At 29.3% G+C, this 15371-nt stretch carries 14 protein-coding genes; 4 read left to right on the forward strand and 10 right to left on the reverse strand.

The genetic code is table 11. From position 1 onward, the window contains the following. The first annotated feature begins 140 nt into the window (after window positions 1-140). Together BIV18_RS11170 and BIV18_RS11175 are read left to right on the forward strand one after the other, a co-directional pair. Window positions 141-275 (forward strand): hypothetical protein, encoded by a 135-nt coding sequence (locus tag BIV18_RS11170; protein ID WP_235860868.1) that lies wholly within the window; start codon window positions 141-143, stop codon window positions 273-275. Window positions 276-306: 31 nt separating this feature from the next. After that, window positions 307-459 (forward strand): Panacea domain-containing protein, encoded by a 153-nt coding sequence (locus tag BIV18_RS11175; protein WP_235860869.1) that lies wholly within the window; start codon window positions 307-309, stop codon window positions 457-459. Between the two features lie 352 nt (window positions 460-811). Here the strand turns inward: BIV18_RS11175 and BIV18_RS09885 are convergent, their stop codons facing one another. Then, window positions 812-1930 carry a copper amine oxidase N-terminal domain-containing protein gene (locus tag BIV18_RS09885; RefSeq protein ID WP_075660457.1) on the reverse strand — a complete coding sequence of 373 codons (1119 nt, stop codon included), beginning with the start codon at window positions 1928-1930 and terminating at the stop codon, window positions 812-814. Window positions 1931-2181: 251 nt separating this feature from the next. Here BIV18_RS09885 and BIV18_RS09890 point away from each other — a divergent pair, with 251 nt between their 5' ends. Further along, window positions 2182-2670 (forward strand): hypothetical protein, encoded by a 489-nt coding sequence (locus BIV18_RS09890; protein WP_075660458.1) that lies wholly within the window; start codon window positions 2182-2184, stop codon window positions 2668-2670. Window positions 2671-2788: 118 nt separating this feature from the next. On the opposite strand, the gene BIV18_RS09895 is transcribed toward BIV18_RS09890, so the two are convergent. Further along, entirely contained in the window at window positions 2789-3823 is a 1035-nt protein-coding gene (locus BIV18_RS09895; protein WP_075660459.1) for a hypothetical protein, read from the reverse strand. Between the two features lie 143 nt (window positions 3824-3966). Then, window positions 3967-7695, reverse strand: coding sequence for a DNA polymerase III subunit alpha (locus tag BIV18_RS09900; protein WP_075660460.1), 3729 nt, complete (start codon window positions 7693-7695; stop codon window positions 3967-3969). Window positions 7696-8035: 340 nt separating this feature from the next. Here BIV18_RS09900 and BIV18_RS09905 point away from each other — a divergent pair, with 340 nt between their 5' ends. Further along, a complete protein-coding gene (locus BIV18_RS09905) occupies window positions 8036-8800 on the forward strand; it encodes a tyrosine-type recombinase/integrase (RefSeq protein ID WP_075660461.1) in 765 nt (254 codons plus the stop codon). Between the two features lie 126 nt (window positions 8801-8926). Here BIV18_RS09905 and BIV18_RS09910 read toward each other — a convergent pair whose 3' ends face one another. From BIV18_RS09910 to BIV18_RS09940, 7 genes are all read right to left on the reverse strand, one after another. Then, window positions 8927-10042 carry an AAA family ATPase gene (locus tag BIV18_RS09910; RefSeq protein WP_075660462.1) on the reverse strand — a complete coding sequence of 372 codons (1116 nt, stop codon included), beginning with the start codon at window positions 10040-10042 and terminating at the stop codon, window positions 8927-8929. Window positions 10043-10059: 17 nt separating this feature from the next. After that, the gene (locus BIV18_RS09915; RefSeq protein WP_144015235.1) at window positions 10060-10290 is read right to left on the reverse strand and encodes a hypothetical protein; all 231 of its coding nucleotides are present in this window, start codon (window positions 10288-10290) and stop codon (window positions 10060-10062) included. Between the two features lie 76 nt (window positions 10291-10366). Further along, complete coding sequence (locus BIV18_RS09920; protein ID WP_075660464.1) at window positions 10367-10705, reverse strand: hypothetical protein; 339 nt, start codon at window positions 10703-10705, stop codon at window positions 10367-10369. Window positions 10706-11189: 484 nt separating this feature from the next. Continuing rightward, window positions 11190-12749 carry an AlwI family type II restriction endonuclease gene (locus tag BIV18_RS09925; protein ID WP_075660465.1) on the reverse strand — a complete coding sequence of 520 codons (1560 nt, stop codon included), beginning with the start codon at window positions 12747-12749 and terminating at the stop codon, window positions 11190-11192. Then, window positions 12730-13701, reverse strand: coding sequence for a DNA adenine methylase (locus tag BIV18_RS09930; RefSeq protein ID WP_075660466.1), 972 nt, complete (start codon window positions 13699-13701; stop codon window positions 12730-12732). Before BIV18_RS09930 ends, BIV18_RS09925 begins: the two co-directional genes overlap by 20 nt. A gap of 2 nt (window positions 13702-13703) precedes the next feature. Then, window positions 13704-14735, reverse strand: a complete 1032-nt coding sequence (locus BIV18_RS09935) for a DNA adenine methylase (RefSeq protein ID WP_144015236.1) — start codon at window positions 14733-14735, stop codon at window positions 13704-13706. A 173-nt stretch (window positions 14736-14908) separates the two neighbouring features. Beyond that, the gene (locus tag BIV18_RS09940; RefSeq protein WP_075660468.1) at window positions 14909-15244 is read right to left on the reverse strand and encodes a hypothetical protein; all 336 of its coding nucleotides are present in this window, start codon (window positions 15242-15244) and stop codon (window positions 14909-14911) included. Window positions 15245-15371 lie beyond the last annotated feature (127 nt).

Below are 15371 nucleotides of genomic sequence, written 5' to 3' on the forward strand. Positions count from 1 at the left end.
AAACTATACAAGATAAGCTGAGAAATGTAATTTTATATATTGTTAAAACTTATCCTTATAGCAAGATTCTGACTATAACTAGGATAGAAAAACTAATTTATCTTATAGATTGGGAGTATGTAACGAGATATAAGACACAAATGACTAATATATCTTGGTATTTTGACCATTATGGGCCTTATTCATCAGATGTTTATAATATTTTACATCAAGATAAGGATATAAAAGTTCAAAAAAGATACCTCAAACTTTGGAACTGTAAGATATTTAGTTGAGCCAAGAAAAGATAAGGATAGTTTAAATTATGTGGGGTTAAGCGATAAAGAAACAGAAGTAATAGATGAAGTTATTACAAACACAAGGTTACTAACTTGGAATCAGCTTATTAACTATGTTTACGCTACTCCACCTATAAGGGAAGGGAAGGAAGCACATATGCTTAAATTTAGAAGAATTTAATATATAAGGAGATTTGACGATAGATATGGATTATCTATCGACTTTTAGATGTTTATATACAGGGGAGTAACTTTTCAGACTAGTTATAAAAGTTAGAATTTATGATCAAGAAAATGGCGAACCGTGCCAGGAACACCTCTATCTTATGAGGTGTCTATTAAAAACAGAAGAAAGGTGGGGTTTCAAACCTATATCAAACTAATCAAACAAAAAAGAAGGCAAGTCTAAGTTATTTTGGTCAAGCCTCCTAAATTACTTCTTTTTGCAGTAGATGAAAAAGTACAAAATAAAACCCTAAGATGATTTTATTCATCCTAGGGTTTATTGTTTTAAATATTAAAAAATCAGCGTATTATAAAACATCTGAAGCATCTGTGTTTTTACTTCTTAAATAATCAACATAACTTTTTCTATCATTACTTAGATTATAAGAACTAGCACTAGGTTCATCAGCTTTTTTTATATATCTGTTTTTTCTAGCTTCTTTTAATGCTTTTATTCTTGCCATTTCTGCCTCAACTTCTTCGTGTGTGCTTACATATTTCTTACTTCCATCAGTATATATAATAACCGTAGGTAATTTAGTATTTGAGTCTATACCAATAAGATATATCTCAACTATTTCCTCATCATCGTCTATGACTTTATATCTTTGATTTTGATTATAAGAAGATTGACTCTTGTTTACATAAGATGAATTTGAAGAATTATTATTACTTCCAAAATCTTCAATCTTATCTATACGAATTGGGTTATTAGTGTTAACTGTAGCCTTATTACTTGAAGAAGTATTAAGTGTCTTATAAGTTGTAATATTACCAAGTTGTGATCTTCCACTTGTTTTATAGTTATCAAAATCATTAAATATTACAGTCAATAAACTAGCTATACTGTTACAATTTTGAATGATTTGACCATTTTGTCCTATTACTCTATAGGTAACAATATTTACTGTATAGTCAGTAATTACTGGATTAGCACCTTCATAATAATAAACTACCTTGTAGTTTTTATTATATACAGGATTATCACCAATATATACTGCCTTATAATCTTTAGAATAATCTACTTTTTCACCAAAAGATTCGGCGATTGCACGAAGTGGTACAAAAGTTCTCTCATCTTTGATTTCAGCAGGTGCGTCTAAAGTAAGAACTTTACCATTTACTTTCATCTTGTTTGAGCCAATAGTAAGTTCAACATTTGTGTTGCCATTCTTCATTATGACTTTTTTATTGGCACCATCCCACTTAACATCATATCCTAATTCTTCAGCAATAAATCTGATAGGTACATAAGTCCTAGAATTTTTGATATAAGGATATACGTCACTATATACGATATGGTCATTTACTATTATTCCATTTAAAGGTATATCTTTTACAGGGTGTCTTACTGCAAATACATTAATTGTAGAAAGTAATATTAGTAAAGATAAGAAAAATGAAATAATTCTCTTGCTTTTTTTCATAAAAACCTCCTTAAATTTAAAATAAAGCAAAAGCTAACGCTTTCAAGAATATTATACAACATTATTCTATTAAATTGAACGATAAGATAAAAAAAGAAGGCAAGCCTATTTATTTTAAACAAGCCTCCCAATATACTTCTTTTTACAGTAAATGTAGGGCAGAGCTTGTTAATATCTCTTAAATTATCAAAGATTACATATATAAGAAGTAAAAGAATTAGTTGTATAACAAGAATTAGGAGGACTACATTATGAAGGTTAATTGTTATTTTTTAGAAAAAATCGAGGACTTTAAGGATGATCATTGTCAAAGATCTTATGTTAGAGATTACTATGTAAGCCAATTAGACAATGTTGAATATGTAAACAACTTTAAAGATTTAAAAGAGGCTTGGAATAAATTTCAAGTAGACTACAAATCTTTAATAAAAGTTATAAACCAAGATGAAATGACTTTTAAATTTAATAAAGCACAAGCTAGGGAATACTTAGAAAAGTATTATAAGGAATTTAAAGAAAAGAGCGAAAAGCTAGATTTTAATGATTTTGTCGATGCAGATAAGATGGAAATTTTCTTTGAACCCTTTGGTATAAGTAAATTTGCAGATGTAAAAGTAATACAAGTTAAAGGTGAAAAAACTGAAATATGTTTACAATCTTATTTATACTTTTTACGCTGGATTAACAGTTTAGAAGATCGAGTATTAACTCTAGTAGACGCTTATATTTGTGTTTCTTAAAGTCAAAAGAGCCTATGAAGGCTCTTTTTTTATGGTCTAAATATTCAAGTAGGGGGTTATAAGACTACAAAAATTTAGTCACAAAATAAAACTTTTGTGACTAAATCTGTGATTTTTCTCATAATTCATATATTTTTACATCTTTTAGAATATTGTTCAAAATCCTGTATTTATTGGCATTAAGCCTGCCATATTGCAAATATCTGGAGGTCGTATTCCCATTTATAACACTTTTTATAAAGGACTCATCAAAGCTTACTATATTATATAACTTGATAAACTTTTCATAAGTTCTTTCTCTTAATATGCTGTAATTATCCTTAATATCTTTTAAATAAAAATTCTCATTATTAAATTTATCAAAACCTATGTTTTGAACGCTTGTTGTCTGCACTATTATTCCATAAAGGACTTTCTTAGAAAAGATATGCTTGATATATAGGTTATAGGTATCATAAAAGAGGTCTAAAAATGGCTCTATTCCCCTATTATCTAAATCACAAAACAAAGCCTTGTTATTGCTATCAAATGTCCATTCTGGATACAAAAGATGTTTCATAGGTCTTAATGTAAAATTAGATGTCTTATATTCTTGAGATATGGTATAGGAATTTTCATCTAAGCTAATTATATAAGTTAGTATCTTGTATAAGTTATCTTGGCTTATATCAGCCTTAAAGAAAGCCTTAAATTCCTCATTTTTAGATAGACTGATTAAAAAATCATATATTTTACCTTCTTCAAATAAGTCTAGTTCATTTATATAGGTGTCTATATTTATATCAGAGGTATCTAAATCAAAAACGAAATCAGTATCTAAGATAGTCTTTTCTTCTAGTTCTGTTAAAGAATATATATCTATACTGTTAGTTTCTGTTTCTTCTGCTTTATTTATTAGGTTTAAGAAATCTCTTATATCCTTAGTATATGAAGTAGCTCCTATTAGCCTATTTTCCTTATAGTCTATAATATCTATTGGTTTATAAATATCCTGTTTATAATCTTTAACAAAGTTCTCATACATACGCTTAAAGAATTTTTTAGCTTTATCCCTATTGTAATCATCGTTTAATTCTTCATTTTTTAAATTTGCCATTGTTAAGCCGTATCTTTTGATTAAGACAAAGGCAAACAAGTCTTTAAATGTTAACAAGCACTTCACCCTTATTTATATAATATTTCAAAGGCATTTACTGTAAAAAAGAAGTGTAAATAATATTAGCTATGTAGGTAAGGTCTGCCTTCTTTTTTATTATATCAAAAAAGCCCCTTATTTTCATAAGGAGCTTGATTTTTTTAAATAGCTTGTAGATTGTACTTTTCACCAAAGTTGTCAAATAGTTCCTGCCTTAACCCATAACTATCTATGTCAACCCTCATAGGTACTTTAAAAGTCCTATTCCCTACAAGTAAGTAAAAGTCTGTAAGAGAATTACTGTCCTTGTATTTATCAACAATAGCTAACATAGTCTTTTTATCGGAATTGCAGGTGATCTTCAATGATACAACCTTATTTCTATTTTTGTTTTGACTTACATATTGTTCTAAGTCATAGATTAAGTCTACTATAACTTGTCTACCATAATCTCCATCTTGGTAAGTACCCTCAACTAAAACAATGCTACCCTCATATATATAGCTTATATTTACGCCTAGTTGTTTATTAAAACAAACTGCTGATAATTGACCATATTGATCTTCAATCTTAAAAATCATGAGAGGTTCATTGGATTTTTTAGTGTAGAAAGTTTTAACATCTGTGATTATACCCTTAATCCAAACCTTATTACCCTCACCTGTTGTGACTAAGGAATTAACTAGGTTTAAAGATTCTAGCTTATCACATAAAGAAGTATCATAAATTGATAAATCTAAAGGATGTCCAGAAACATAAAATCCTGCGATTTCTTTTTCCATTTTAAGTTTAAACTTAACATTAAACTCATTTACATCTGGTGTTTCTATATTATACTTTTCAAACTCATTATCAGGTAGATCTTCTAGCCAAGGAGAGTTTAAAGTCTTACGAGTTTTTCTTGATTTAACAGATTTTGACAAGTCTTTAATAATACTAGCCCTTGCCTGACGATTCTTTGAAAAATTATCAAAGGCACCAGCAAAATTCAAAGATTCAACATTCTTAGTTGTAATCTTTCTTCTAATAGACATTCTGTCAAAGAACTCTTGGAAACCCTTAAATTCACCGTATTCTTCTCTTTCCTTAATAATAAGTTCAGAGGCTTTACCCAAGTTTTTGATAGCTTGTAGACCAAAGATAATCTTATCATCATATCTTTCAAATCTTAGGGAAGATTTGTTTACATCTGGTGGAAGAATCTTGATATTATTTAATAGACATTGACCTAGGTAGTAAGTTAGTTTATCTGGGTCATTAAAAAATGAGTTTAGGTTCATAGCCATAAAATCTACTGGATAGTAATATTTAAGCCAAGCTGTTTGCATACCCAAGCAAGCATAAGCAGCAGCGTGGGATTTATTGAAACCATAATCGGCAAAGTAAACTATCTTTTCAAAGACTTTTTCAGCTACTTCTTTAGCTACATTGTTATTAATAGCACCCTTGATAAAGTTATCCTTTTGTTCTTCTAGGATTTTTAACTTCTTTTTACCTATTGCTCGTCTAAGTATATCAGCTTCACCTAATGTATAACCAGCTAAAACCTGTGCAACTTGCATAATTTGTTCTTGATATACCATAAGCCCCATTGTTTCTTTCAAAACAGGTTCAAGGCTTGGGTGGTCATATACTATGCTAGAAGGGTCTTTTAGACCTTCTATATATTGAGGAATAAATTGCATAGGGCCTGGTCTATAAAGAGATACACCAGCTACAACCCTTGAAAAACATTCTTCTCCTAACTCTTTGAGAGCCTTATTTCTTTCCTCATCATCTTCTATATCTTCAATAACCTTAATCTTATCATCTACATCATATAACAAAGCCTTAATAGTTTCAGTCATACCTGTGCCTTCTAGTTGAAAGACAGCTTCTGTATGACCCTTTGATAAATATGAGTAAACATAAGGGTCGTCAAAGGGAATAGTCTCATAAGATAAGTTAAGACCTTCATTTTTGTTAATAGATTCAATACTTGACCTTAAAACTGTCATAGTCCTAAGACCTAGGAAGTCCATTTTTAATAGACCTAAATCTTCGCACTCAATCATATTAACTTGAGTAACAAGTTTGTCTTTAATAACTGCCTCTGGAATATACTCAGAAACAGCCTTATCAGCAATTATTACTCCACAAGCGTGTTTAGAGGCGTGTCTTGGAAGCCCTTCTAATCTTTTTGAATAGTCGATTATTTCCTTAACTTCCTCGTCAGAGTTATACATAAGTTGAAGTTCTGGGTTGACTTCTAATGCCTTGTCAATAGTCATCTTTGGATCTTCTGGGATTTCCTTAGATATTTTATCTCCAAGTTCATAGTCATAACCTAGAACTCTAGCCACATCTCTAACTACCATTTTGGCACCTAGGGTACCAAAGGTAATAATATTAGAAACATGATCTTCACCATAAAGAGATTTTACATAATCAATAACTTCTTCTCTTTTTTCATAGTCAAAGTCAGTATCTATATCTGGCATAGATACTCTTTCCTTGTTTAAAAATCTTTCAAATAGTAGGTTGTGCTTAATTGGGTCTAGTCCAGTAATATTTAAACAATAAGTTACTAAACTTCCAGCTGCTGAACCACGAGCTAGTCCTACTGCAACGCCATGATTTTTAGCCCAGTTGATATAATCTCCAACTATTAAGAAGTATTCAACGAAGTCCATTGATATAATAACTTCTAATTCTTTCTTGATTCGATTAATATAAACTTGGTTGTTAATGTCTAAGCCACGATTTTTATAACCTTCAAAGACAAGTTTCTTTAGATACTTAATCTTAGCATCCTTAGATTGGTCATCTCCAGGTATTTTAAAATTAGGCATTTTAATCTTGCCAAGTTCAATTTCAAAATCTTTACATTTTTCTGCAATTTCTAAAGTGTTGTCTAAGACTTCAGGTATGTCAGCATACTTCTTAGAAAATTCAAAAGAATCCATTAAGTGATAATCTTCGCCCTTAAAAGAATATCTATTAGGGTCATCTAAAGTTGACTTAGTTCCAATAGCTAATAAGATTTCGTGAGCCTTATAATCTTCTTTAAGAGTATAGTGAGAGTCACTTGTTGCAACAACCTTAATATCTAAAAGAGAAGCAATAGTCATTATAGCTGGATTAACTATCTTTTCTTCTTCTAAATTATGTCTTTGGATTTCAAGATAAAAGTCATCTTGAAATATTTCTTTCAAAGCACTTGCGATTTCAGTTGCCTTGCCTAGATTTTCTTCATGAAGTATAGCTTGTGGTATTTCCCCACCTATGCAGGCTGACAAGCATATAATATCTTCTGAATATTTTCTTAGGTCATTATAATTTACATGAGGTTTCCTGTAAAAGTGATCCTTTTGATAGGATAAAGAACTGAGTTTTGCAAGGTTTTGATAACCCTTGTAAGTTTTTGCCAAGAGAATCAAGTGATTTGATTTCTTTTCTCCGTCAATAGTTTCACAGTAGGCTTCCATACCAATGATAGCTTGTTTATTGGCTGCTTTCATAGACTTATAATAGTCTAGCATACCAAATAAGTTTCCATGGTCAGTTAAAGCTCCTACATATTCTGTCTTTTCTACCAAGTCAGCAATCTTATTAGAACCATCTAATAAAGAATAGCCTGAGTGTCTATGCAAATCTGCGTAGAATAAAGGTTCTAAGGTTATTTCCTCGTCACTTATATCTATGACAACAGCCTTTAAATTCTTACGATTTGCAAACCTTTCATCAATAGGCGTTTTACCAAGTATTAGTCTATCGGGTTGATTTAACCAGGTATTATTATTGCCCTTATACATAGGATTTTCAGTATAAGAGATAACTCCGTCTTTAGATAGGTCTAGGTAATCGCCAATTTGTAAATTGATACTTTCATTTCTTTTAATTTTTAACATAATAGTCATTCCTTTCTTTGTATTCACCTTGTAATTGATTACTACTTTTTTCTTAATTTATATAGGTAGTAATCAAGTCTAATTGGGTGAATATGACTATATAGCTTGTAATCGGTGGAATCAGGCTAGAAAACATCTACCAAGAAAAAAGAAGGTGGAGGGCCTTATAAAAATAAGCAAATATCTCTTGACTTCCCTTCTTTTTTCTAGTAAATGCCCCTTCCTAGGTGCGACAAAATTTGATAAAATCTTCTTATATGAATTACGTAGTATGAAATAACTATGTAATTCTTAATTTAAAAATTTTATGATTTATTGCATATAAAAAGAGGAGATTATAATGGAAAAACTTATACTTATCAAGGGAAAAATCAAGAAATCTGAAGAATATTTAATAAAAGACTTTGAAAAGTTTTCTAATAACAACCCAACCTACCCCTCCCTTCTCTCTTATATCTCTCATCTTAATAATCACAACAAGCCAACGACTATAAACAAGAAAATAAGAGTCTTTAGGAGGGTTTATGGCATAGATTTAGACTTGTTAGAAGAAGATAAATCTTACCCTATTTTGACTGACCGTGAAGTAAATTTATTACTAAAATCAGCTTATGGAAAATATGCCTTGAGAAATAGGTTAATAATCAAACTTCTAAGAGATTCTGGTTTAAATTTGCAGGAACTTGCTAATCTTAATAGAGAAGATATAGCTCCTAGAAGGGGGGCCTTATTAAAGATTCATAATGAAGAAGGTATAAGAGAGGTAAAGCTAAGAGATGATACCATAGAAACCCTAAAGGCTTACCTATCCCTCTTTAACCCCCAAATATCCCTCTTTATCTCCAACAAAGGAAAAACCTCTAAGCGTTTAACACCTAGAGGAATACAAAAAATCTTAGAAAAGATCGGAGATAGGTCAGGTATAAGTAAGTATAAGAAGGTTAATGCTAAAATCTTTAGAGATACCTATATAGTAAATAGATTAACAGTAGATAAATGGTCGGTTATCGAATTAAAAGAGGATTTAAAGGTAGATACCCTTGAGATTTTAAGGAATAGGAAGATAAAGAATAGGATAATGAATGGGGGTTTCTTGGGAAAATAGAGGGGTTTTTGGGTATGTAACAAGAAACGCCTAACTAAGTTGTTAGACGTTTCCAGGATCTCCTTCTAGGCGTGCTAGATGAGTCATATAAAATTGTTTAAAGGGTTTTTTCAATCCTATGCTTAATCATAGGACACCCTTAAGTAGGTCTGCCATAAGTTCATCAGCACTAGGTATATTATTACTCTTGAAAATTATAGAGTTTAAGTCTGTATCTAAGGCTAAATCCATTTCTTCAGTAAAGTTCATTTCTGGCTTTTCTGTTTTTTCTTTCTTTTCTTGGTAAGCCTTTGTTACTTTCTTGTTAATTGACTTAATGATATTTGTTAGAAGTTTTATTCTAAAATCTTCATCAATAACCATAGCTTTAGTTACCTTATCTGATAGATGAATATTCTTTTTAATGAGTTCCTTGTAAAACGCATAAGTTAGTTTACCAAAGTTTTCTTCATCTCTTACGGCATCAAGCACATAAGATACTAATAAGTCATCCTTATCTTCAGTATTAAAGATAGATACTCTTATTGTAAAATCCATTAGGTAATCAAATAACCTGTAATCATTGATTATAATTTCTTCATCTTCTAAACCATATTTATCTAATAAGAAATCTTTCCAGAAATAATCGAACTTATCTAGTTCAATTTCATAACGCATTAGATATTCTTTTTCGCTTACTTCTTTATCCATATCTTCAAAATATACTAGTCTATCTAAGTAATCGAATAGTTTAAATTCATCACTATTAAAATCAAGGGTTTCCTCGTTAATAACCCTTATAGCTGGAAGAGAGTCGCATTGGGTTTCAATAGGGTTGTTTTGTATTCTATTGATGTATTCTTCATCTACTTCAATATGATCTCTTTCTTGGATTCTTTTTATTCTTGTTTCAAGGCTTGCCTCTACTCTAAGAAAGATAAATCCAGCATCTCTAAGAGCATTATATTCATTGATAAATCTTACATCTGAAACAACTATCTTATCTGATTCATAGTCTTTCATCTTGTTGAAAAGTCTGTTTACAAAGACATTACTGTCTACTTCCCTCATCTTTACTCCTACATCTTGTAACAAAGCTCTATCCTTTGTTTCCATATTGTAGTAATCTTGGCAAATTTCATATAAGTCTTCAGCAAAGGTAAACTTTTCATAGCCGTGCCAAATTTTTAGATAGTCTGCTACTAAGTCTTTTCCTGCACCTGCTTTCCCCATAATTGCTATCTTGTTAAAATAATTTCTCATACTTGTATCCTCCCATATTAAATAACAATGTAGTCTGTATTGTTAACAGTTTCTACTTTAATTCCACGCTTTTTAAGCATTTTGACCATTAGCTTATTAGTTTCTTTATAAGTCCTATTTAGCATTACTAGGCTTGGCATAGGCATTGAAAAAATACCTCTGTCAATGTTGTAATTAATATAATCAAAAACAGCCTGAGCAGTTTTCAAATAGTCCATATTTCTTGTTATAAACAAATCTTTTAGCATAATATTTCCTACTTTCTTTTTGTTTTGCAAGATTTTTAGTTTATACAATAATATGTAATCACTAAAAATTTTAACCTTATCTACCATTTTTCCATTTCATTTGAAATTCGTAATTACTCTTAAAGTGTTCGTAAATAATGTCAATACAATCACTATCAGCAACAGCTTCGATAAACTTGTCATTTTGTCTTAAAATAACCTTATCTTCTGATGTATCTATATCAAAATAAACGCCTCGATAACAAAAAGTACCAACAAAGCTTGTAAATTGACAGTCCATATTTAGATTAAATAATCCACTCCAATAATTACAATCATCAATTAATTGATAAACACCCTTGTCTATTACTAGAATTTCAAAATCTGTTAAGATTTCCTTGTAGTTTTTACAAGTTAAAATAAACTTTCCCTTCATATTGTAGTCCTCCTAATTTCTTATTATTTGTTTATTGTAATCAAGCTGAATAAAGCTAATATTCATTTTTCATCTACTGGCAAAAAGAAAGACCTAGCTGGACTTTTTTATATAAGCTAGATCTACTTCTTTTCTTTTTGCTAGTATTTAAGATTTATGGAAAATAAAATAAACCTCTGAATGATGTTATTATCATTCGAGAGGTCTAAAAATTTTCTTAATAGATTTTTATGTTTTTATTTTAGCGTTTTTTAGGTCTTTTCTAAAAGTAAGGTTTTATTTGATTTTTATGTAATAGATTTTCTGTCAATTTTAATCTAGTGTTTGCAAGGTATGTAGCTATTTTATGTTTTTGATTTGCTATTTTACGCTTTTATATATGGGTCAATGAGTTTAATAAAAAACAAGGCAGCCATAAATCCTAGATGGTCTTAGGAAATATTTCTACCTTGTTTTTTAGTAAAAGAGGTTTTTTAATTTTGTATTAAACAACATATTTTAACTCTGATATTTCTTTTGTTTTGTCTACTTTATCAACAAAATCACTTATATTATATGGATATATACCAAGTTTTTCTTGGAACATTGTAAATCTGCACATATAGATAGTATCAGCATGAATATGTGGAGCTATGAAAACAGAAAAAACATCATTTTCTTGTGATTTTTCCTTTTGTTCTTTAAGATGTCTTGTAATAGCAGGGATTTCAGCAATAGACTGATCCCTTCCCCTCATTAGAGTAACTTCAATTAAAGAGTCCATATTAGTATCATAAACTTCAATATCTGCCACTCCACCCTTAGCTGTAAAAGTAGGGTTGCCCTCATCATCTATAGCGTAATTTGGCTTTATATCATAATGAGGATATTTTTGTATTAAGACTAGACTTATTAAAAACTCTAACCTTGTTGGTTCTTCAATTAATTTTAAATACTCATCCTTTGAGGCTTTTTTAATTTGCAGACATTTAAGCTCATCATAAATAATTGGAAGTGGATATTCCTTAGCAAATTCTTTTAAAGCATTTATTCTTATTTCATCAACATTACTAATTTCAATATCTCGTGTTTTTATAATTATAGGATCTAATGTTCCCATATAAGTATAGAAGTCATATTTATTTTTAAAGGTTTTGAAGTCAGTATATTCACTAATTACATAATTTGCAGTATCAAGTTCTAGTTTGTTTATATCAATGAATCTTCCCCTACCTCTTAAAGAAAACAAACCTGTAATTCTTAGTTTTCTAATTAGGTCATCTACACCTTCTTTTGTAATTTGATTCATCTTAAATCTTACTCTATTGTTACTTTGTAAAAGTTTAAGACATTCTTCATATACAACTTCATCACTAGCCTTATATCCAAATTTACTTCTAAAATTAATAATAAATTTATACAATTTCTCATGGTCACTATTATTCCAACAAGTTACAAAAGGTAGTTCCTTTCTTGATATTCCTGAAGATTTTGGATCTTGATTTAACAATCTTAGAACATTAAGAAGTAATGGTATAGGAGCATTTATATTAGCATTTTTTCTAAAAGGATTATTGGTCTGATATTTAACTAAAGCATTTAAAAATATCTTTTGTATCTTTTCTCCAGAATTTTCAGATGTACTGGCATAAGCGTCACAAAGCACATGACCACTAGGCGATATTTCTATAGGTTTATCCATTTCATAATAAATAAATCCAAATTCTTTACAAATCTTATACCAGGTGTCAAATCTACTTGGCCAACCTTCTTGAAATCCTGCTTCTTTATGTTTTTGAGGACTATTTATAATTATTTCTTCAATTTGTTCATCTGTAAAGACTTCAGCCTCATCATTAAAAATAGAGTTTAAGTAGCTTGTTCTACTAATATACATTGGTTTATAAAGCTTATCTTTAATAACTTTTGAAACAATGGATATAATTACTGAATTTGTTAAAATTTCACCTTCAAATTCTTTAATACATCCAATAAAATGAACAATCCTTTCTGGATTTCTCATAGTTGTTGAAAAAGATAAGGGTTTATGTTCTGCCTTTCTCATAATTTGTAATATACACCTCCTTGGAGTCTGTCTTGATAGTATTATCAAATCTTGAAATATAATTACTTTTTATACTATAAATGTTATATTTACTAGCCCATGTATATAATATTTCATTAAATTTATCTTTATGATTTAACATATTGGATAATCCCCATTTTATACCTTGAGCGTCTAACTTATCTAATAAGTCATAAAGTCTTTTTTCTTCTTTTTCATTCCATAATTTATTATAATCACTAAAAGTTATTAAATAAGGTGGATCAAAATAGACAAAATCATTAGTCTTGATATTTTTTGAGTCAACAAATGCCTCAAAATCCATATTATGAAGAAAAATTGCTCGATGAGAATTAACCCAATCAGAATAGTTAATTAAAGATTCAGTAACATTCTTATTCCAATCAAGGTTTCCTACTGGAAGGTTAAATTTTCCTTTTTGATTGAACCTTATCATGTGATTGAAACCATAAATTAATAAAAGATATAATAGATCTATATTTTTTAAATCTTTGTTATAATCTTCTCGTAATTTTAAATAAGACTCTTTATTATATTTAGAAAAATATGTCTTTTTATATTCTTCTTTCAGTTCTTCTAATTTTTCATCAACAGAGATTTCAGAGTGGCTTAGACCATATCCCTTTATTAAGGCATACATTCTTTCAATGAATTTCTCTATCTCAGGAGAGTTCTTTTGTAAATGAGAATGTAAAGAAATGATATTACTATCTATGTCATTCATATAGTAAGCTTTCGCATCTACATTTATAGAAGCACTTCCCCCACCACAAAATACATCATAGTAATTTCTTATATTTCTTGGAAATAACTCTTTTAATTGAGGCATAAGTTTATATTTATCTCCTACATAAAATAAAGGAGAACGAACTATTTCATGTTTATTTAATTTTACATCGGGATCTAATTTGAGAATATTTAATTGTTCCATAATTATCTAACCTCTGTTATAAAAACAAACTCTTTATGACCTTTTAAGTCAGTTTTCCCAGCATTAAAAAATCTATAATCCTTTTCAAAAACTTTAGTTGTGCCAACCTTGTTTAAACTATCTAATATTTGGTCGTGGGTAATCTTATTTCTTGAACTATTGCTTTTTGAATTATAAGTATTGTTGTAAGTTACCACAATATACTTAGTATCTAAATTACTTATTAAATCATCAAAAACTTGTGGTGCTGATACTTTGCAATATTCACTAATATTTTCAGGTTCAGGCTTCATAGCTACTCCACTTAGTTCTGGTTTATCCCATTTAGCTATACCTTCTAATAAGTGGTAAAATCTCTCATATTGTCTTGAATTATAAGGAGGGTCTATAAAGGCTACATCTGATTTAACTTCTTTAACAAGTTTATTAGCATCTTCTCTATAAATTTCTATCTTTTTGCCTTGAGTATCTAGTGGTTTAATTAACTTAAATTCAAACCTATCTTTTAAATCAATTTTTTTCCTATAGGCATCATAATGACCCACAGTATTAGCTATTTTATCTGCTGAATACATTAAAGATGTTATTAAAATACCTCTTTCTTTTTCATTTAATTCTTTATCTCTTTCAATTTTTTCTCTTATTTCGCCTATAATTCTACAGTCTTTTTGGCTAAAAAACTTATTTCCATAATTATTTACAAAATAATCATCATCAAGAGAATTACTTTTGATCTGATTAAATTCTTCGCACTTTAAGTCAAGTTTCTTTTCATCATAACTTTCATTTGAGAAAAAAGCTTTATAAATAATGTTATTTGAATAGAGGAAGTCATTAATGATTATGTGATTATACCTATCTAATAATTCTTTAGAAATTATTCCAGTTCCTGCAAAAACATCAAATAGTGTTTCTCCAGTAGTATTTTCTTCCATTAAATTTTTAATCCATTGAGATATTTTAGCCTTACTACCAATATATCTTCGATTTTCTAAATTAAACTTTTCAATAACTGGTATGTCTTTATTAGTCATTATTTCCTCCATTTTCTATAAAATATTATATCATATTTTATTCTTATTTATTTTAATTACATTCCTACCTACTTAAATGATAATAAACTCCAGACACCCTGCAAGTGGCTAAATCACAAGTCTTATGTAAAGAAAGCATAATTACCAGAAAAATCCAGTAATTATGCCTAAGCTTATACAGCAATAGCTATATTGCTTTCAAAGAATTTTTGAAAATATTCAAAGATCATAAAGCTATAATCAGAGTGTAAAAGTACCCTGTAGCTTTCATCAAAACTATTGACAATAATCTCATCACCAGTAGTGTTAATTAAAAACACATAACCTCTGCAGTCAAAATATCCCGAAAAACCTATATAACTTCTGTTGAAAAGGTTGGTTAAGTACATACCATCCCAACTTACACAAGAGTCCAGCATAGCTTTGACTCCCATACTTTCTACAAATCTTGTAAAATCCTTCGCTAATAATCTTGCCTTTTCTTCACTAAGAATTTGATTCATCTTCATTTGTTTGTTTCCTCCTATTTTTTTTATACTTACGATTGTTGTAATCGCACAAAATTGGCAATATATTAGCTGTTAACTTATCTAGTAGACAAGTTAATATATATTTTTAAGAAAATGCCTTGTTAAT

The organism is Peptoniphilus grossensis (assembly GCF_001940285.1).
Classification (GTDB): domain Bacteria; phylum Bacillota; class Clostridia; order Tissierellales; family Peptoniphilaceae; genus Peptoniphilus_A; species Peptoniphilus_A faecalis.

What these genes read in the sequence shown, in the direction of transcription:
- BIV18_RS11170 (WP_235860868.1), top strand. Translation starts at nt 141, where the DNA reads ATGACTAATATATCTTGGTATTTTGACCATTATGGGCCTTATTCATCA.
- BIV18_RS09885 (WP_075660457.1), bottom strand. Translation starts at nt 1,930, where the DNA reads ATGAAAAAAAGCAAGAGAATTATTTCATTTTTCTTATCTTTACTAATA.
- BIV18_RS09890 (WP_075660458.1), top strand. Translation starts at nt 2,182, where the DNA reads ATGAAGGTTAATTGTTATTTTTTAGAAAAAATCGAGGACTTTAAGGAT.
- BIV18_RS09900 (WP_075660460.1), bottom strand. Translation starts at nt 7,695, where the DNA reads ATGTTAAAAATTAAAAGAAATGAAAGTATCAATTTACAAATTGGCGAT.
- BIV18_RS09905 (WP_075660461.1), top strand. Translation starts at nt 8,036, where the DNA reads ATGGAAAAACTTATACTTATCAAGGGAAAAATCAAGAAATCTGAAGAA.
- BIV18_RS09910 (WP_075660462.1), bottom strand. Translation starts at nt 10,042, where the DNA reads ATGAGAAATTATTTTAACAAGATAGCAATTATGGGGAAAGCAGGTGCA.
- BIV18_RS09915 (WP_144015235.1), bottom strand. Translation starts at nt 10,290, where the DNA reads ATGCTAAAAGATTTGTTTATAACAAGAAATATGGACTATTTGAAAACT.
- BIV18_RS09920 (WP_075660464.1), bottom strand. Translation starts at nt 10,705, where the DNA reads ATGAAGGGAAAGTTTATTTTAACTTGTAAAAACTACAAGGAAATCTTA.
- BIV18_RS09925 (WP_075660465.1), bottom strand. Translation starts at nt 12,749, where the DNA reads ATGAGAAAGGCAGAACATAAACCCTTATCTTTTTCAACAACTATGAGA.
- BIV18_RS09930 (WP_075660466.1), bottom strand. Translation starts at nt 13,701, where the DNA reads ATGGAACAATTAAATATTCTCAAATTAGATCCCGATGTAAAATTAAAT.
- BIV18_RS09935 (WP_144015236.1), bottom strand. Translation starts at nt 14,735, where the DNA reads ATGACTAATAAAGACATACCAGTTATTGAAAAGTTTAATTTAGAAAAT.
- BIV18_RS09940 (WP_075660468.1), bottom strand. Translation starts at nt 15,244, where the DNA reads ATGAAGATGAATCAAATTCTTAGTGAAGAAAAGGCAAGATTATTAGCG.